The following is a 4485-nucleotide window of genomic DNA, read 5'->3' as shown; positions in this document are numbered from 1 at the left end:
TGATTCATCTTATGCTCGCTTAAAATATACAGTATCAAATTAAAAACTTTGCGTTTAAATAAATCTGTTGCTTTTTAACGCAAAGATTTTTTTAAGTATGAATATTTCAGAAAGCAAAGGCAAATAAATTTATTTCGCAAAGCTTGAAACTATAGCTTCATCAAATCAACTTGTTGATTCATCTTATGCTCGCTTAAAATATACAGTATTACATTAAAAACTTTGCGTTTAAATAAAGCTGTTGTTTTTTAACGCAAAGATTTTTGTATGAATATTTTCAGAAAGCAAAGGCAAATAAATTTGCTTCGCAAAGCTTGAAAATATAGCTTCATCCTATCAATTTGTTGATTCATCTTATGCTCGCTTTAAAATGTACAGTATTAAAGTAAAAACTTTGCGTGAAAAAATAAAGTAGAAAAAGTTCGTGATAAATAATTACATTCAATTTTAAACCAAATTAAAGAACAATAAAAACTCACAAACAAGAAAACTAAACTTTTCATAAGTTATATTTGCTCAGTCTCAATAAGGTAATCAACGACCGGTAAATACAAATTTTAGATATTTTAAATGGTTTCATGAAGATTAGCAACAAGGTTTTATTTGAAATCAAAGAAAAATAAGTAAATTTGTGACCATTAATAAATAGAAAAATAAATTTAAAAAACAATAAAATGTCAATTTTAGTAAACAAAGATTCTAAAGTAATTGTACAAGGATTTACAGGGAACGAAGGTACTTTCCACGCAGGTCAGATGATCGAATACGGAACCAACGTAGTAGGTGGTGTTACTCCCGGAAAAGGAGGAAGCGAGCACTTAGGAAAGCCGGTATTCAACACCGTAGCTGATGCTGTATCAAAAGCCGGAGCCAACGTAAGTATTATTTTTGTACCGCCTGCATTTGCTGCAGATGCTATCATGGAAGCTGCTGAAGCAGGTATTAAAGTGATCGTTTGTATTACAGAAGGTATTCCTGTTGCAGATATGGTAAAAGTAAAATCTTACATCGCAGACAAAGATTGCAGATTGATCGGGCCAAACTGTCCTGGAATCATCACTTCTGAAGAAGCTAAAATTGGTATTATGCCAGGTTTCGTTTTCAAAAAAGGTAAAGTAGGAATCGTTTCTAAGTCGGGAACCCTTACTTACGAAGCTGCTGATCAGGTTGTAAGAGCGGGTTACGGTATTTCTACTGCAATCGGAATCGGTGGTGACCCGATCATCGGTACGACTACTAAAGAAGCTTTAGAATTATTCATCAACGATCCTGAAACTGAAGCGGTTGTAATGATCGGTGAAATTGGTGGTGGTCTTGAGGCTGAAGCGGCAAGATGGTACAAAGCAAGCGGTTCTACAAAACCAGTTGTAGGTTTCATCGCAGGACAAACTGCACCTAAAGGAAGAACAATGGGGCACGCTGGTGCAATCGTTGGCGGAGCAGAAGATACAGCTCAGGCAAAAATGGAGATCATGAGAGAAAACGGTATCAATGTAGTAGATTCCCCTGCTGATATCGGAGCTACTGTAGCAAAGATCTTAGGATAAACTAAAACAAATACATAATGAAAAAATTTTTATTAACATCTGCATTGGCCTTTTCTTTTTTATCGTTCGCACAAATCGATTTAAGAAGTACAAGATTTGGTCTTACAGCGGGTGGAAACTATTCCAGAGTTAAAAATGCACACAATCCTTCGGGAGCAAGATTTGCTTTTCAGGGCGGGGTTTTAGCGTTAATCCCAATGGGTGGAGCAAATCAGTTTTATTTGCAGCCGGAGGTGACGTATTACGGAGCCGGAGAGTCAGGAAAACATAAAGATTCTAAAGGAGCAGATGGTTATGATGCAGTTTATGCCAATAACTATTTAAGTGTTCCTGTTTACTTTAAAGGGTATTTTTCTGAAGCAGAATCAGAATTTTTCGGATTAATTGGTCCAAGATTCAATTTCCTGCTTAGTCAGAATGTAAAAAATCCTCCTGTAGGAAGACCTTATTATGATCCTGATGTAACCGTTCCTGAGTATCCGAAGATTAACGGTAAAGCAAATAGCTTTAATTTCGCCGTTGGTGTAGGAATAGGATATAGCTACAAAAGACAGTTGGAACTTGCTTTAAAGTATGATTTAGGACTTTCAAATACTTATCCTAATTTAGTGGAAAGTTTTACACAAGATCCTAATACTGCTAAAAAGAAATCTGAGCAGGTTCTGAGTTTGACTTTAAGCTATATTTTTGAATAAAATATTTTTTCAAATGAACATAAAAAAATCCCGGAGTTTAAACTTCGGGATTTTTTGTTTACCTTAATACTATCTTAAAATCTTCTATTTTACTAAATCCCCAAAAGCCTTCAGATAATTTCAACTGTAATGACTTTGCATGATCTAAAATTTCAATATTATTATCAGCTTTAATAGTGAAAATTTTATGATCTCTCGGGCTGATTTCAAGATAAACTATTCTATAATGCTGATCATTAATTATTGGATTAGAAATTGTGGAAACTTCATTAATATTATAGCTTTTTAAAGTTATTCTGCTTCCGGCAAAAAAATAATTCGTTGATAATATAATTGTTGAAAAAGAAATTCCAAAAAATAGACAAAAGAATACTTTTACGAATCTGCTTTTTACATTACTTGTCTTTATTATTTTAGTGAATATTAGAAAGATTAATGAACCTAAAAAACAAAAAAATAAAACAGTTTTAAATCCAATTATTGTTCTTGCATAAAGAAATATATTGATACATATGGATAAAATTATTCCAAATATTAATAACAATATGATCCCTATGTTTCTGGGTGGAAGCATTTAGTTATAATTTAAAATTTTAGCCTCTTATCCACTTCCAAAGCTCCTTCAGCGTTGCCTTATTCCCATACATTAAAATTCCTACTCTGTAAATTTTTCCTGCAAGAAAAATCATAAAGAAAGTCGTTCCTGCCAATAAAGCAATAGACAAGGCAATCTGCCAAGCCGGAACGCCAAACGGAATTCTTGCCACCATCGCAACCGGAGAAGTAAAAGGAATGATCGACATCCAGAAACCAACCGGTCCGTCAGGATTATTAAGTACAGAAATGCTTCCATACATCCCTAAAGTAAGCGGTAGAATGGCAAATAAAGTAAATTGCTGAGTTTCCGTTTCGTTATCAACCGCTGAACCGATTGCTGCGTAAACAGAACTGTAAAACATATATCCTAAAAGGAAAAATATGATGAATACAAAAATGATTAACGGAAAATTTAATTCTAATAAACCATGAGAAACCTGTGTTCCGATTTCCAAAAGATCCAGTTTGCTAAGAACACTTTCTTCTCCGCCGGCAATATTTTTCTGAAGCGAAGAAAATCCTGTGTTTAAAACCAAAGCGCCAATCACCGACATCGCAATCCAGACAATAAACTGAGTAAGAGCAACCATGGTAACGCCCAAAATTTTTCCCATCATCAGCTCAAAAGGTTTTACGGATGAAATGATAATTTCTACAACACGGTTATTTTTTTCTTCTAAAACACTTCGCATTACCCGAACTCCGTAGATAATGATAAACATAAAGGTAACGTACATCAGAATCATACTTAATGCACTCTTAATTCCGAACGCGAGATCAGAATCTTCTTTGTTGTCTTCAGAAACGTTGATGGTTTTTAAAGTGAAACTTTTATCTAAATTTTCAAGTTGCGCTTCTTTAATTCCCAGTTGCTTTATTTTTTCTTTTTTGATAACATTGGTGATGTCAGAAATAATTTGTTGCTTCGTATCAAACCCGATTTTTGTATTCACAACCAATCTTGTGCTTTTTTCAATGTCATCAAGATTATTGCCTGATAAAGCCGGAAGGATCAAAATTCCGTCAAGGTTTTCATTGCCTTTCAGGTTTTTAACTTTGGCATTTTCTTCTGCTGAAGGAATAAAAACATAATTGATTTTTTCGTCAGACTTAAGCTGCCCTTTAAAAAGTCCGCTATTGTCAACCACTTCAATTATATTGTGAGACTGATTGGCTTTAAACATAAATCCTATTACTGCTCCAAAAGCAATAATCATCAACGGAGCCAGCAAAGTAAGTATAATGAAAGATTTTTTCTTAACCTGCGTAAGAAATTCTCTTTTTGTAATTAAAAAAATATTGTTCATAAAATTAAGAGTGATTGCTTACCGCATTAATAAATACTTCATTCATGCTCGGAATTCTTTCATCGAAAGATCTTACTTTTCCTACATTGACCAGATCCAAAAGAATGTTGTTTTGATCGGCTTCGTTTTTCAGATCAAAAGAAATAAGATTGTTTTCGTTGCTGATGTTGAAAATTCCGTACTTATTTTTAAACTGATCAAATTGATAATCGTTGACTTCAGATAAAGTAATCCCAAAAATATTTTTTTTGAATTTTTCACGTACGTCAAAAACCCTTCCGTCGATTATTTTTTTTGAATTGTTGATTAAAGCAACATAATCACACATTTCTTCCACAC

The 4485-nt window shown here is 33.6% G+C and carries 5 protein-coding genes; 2 read left to right on the top strand and 3 right to left on the bottom strand.

All coding sequences use genetic code 11. The features are described from left to right. The first annotated feature begins 674 nt into the window (after positions 1–674). On the top strand, positions 675–1547 hold the full coding sequence (gene sucD / locus AB4Y90_RS15840) for a succinate--CoA ligase subunit alpha (RefSeq protein ID WP_441558549.1): 873 nt from the start codon (positions 675–677) through the stop codon (positions 1545–1547). Between the two features lie 17 nt (positions 1548–1564). Beyond that, the gene (locus AB4Y90_RS15835; protein WP_441558548.1) at positions 1565–2242 is read left to right on the top strand and encodes a porin family protein; all 678 of its coding nucleotides are present in this window, start codon (positions 1565–1567) and stop codon (positions 2240–2242) included. Positions 2243–2300: 58 nt separating this feature from the next. On the opposite strand, the gene AB4Y90_RS15830 is transcribed toward AB4Y90_RS15835, so the two are convergent. From AB4Y90_RS15830 to AB4Y90_RS15820, 3 genes are all read right to left on the bottom strand, one after another. After that, positions 2301–2816, bottom strand: a complete 516-nt coding sequence (locus AB4Y90_RS15830) for a hypothetical protein (protein ID WP_441558547.1) — start codon at positions 2814–2816, stop codon at positions 2301–2303. Positions 2817–2835: 19 nt separating this feature from the next. After that, the gene (locus AB4Y90_RS15825; RefSeq protein WP_441558546.1) at positions 2836–4146 is read right to left on the bottom strand and encodes an ABC transporter permease; all 1311 of its coding nucleotides are present in this window, start codon (positions 4144–4146) and stop codon (positions 2836–2838) included. Between the two features lie 4 nt (positions 4147–4150). Next, positions 4151–4485, bottom strand: a 335-nt coding sequence (locus tag AB4Y90_RS15820; protein WP_441558545.1) for an ATP-binding protein DrrA1-3 family domain-containing protein, incomplete at its 5' end; no start/stop codon positions are given.

The sequence above is a fragment of the Chryseobacterium sp. 2TAF14 genome (assembly GCF_052115105.1).
Classification (GTDB): Bacteria; Bacteroidota; Bacteroidia; order Flavobacteriales; family Weeksellaceae; genus Chryseobacterium.
This window is presented reverse-complemented; position numbering and strand designations above follow the sequence as displayed.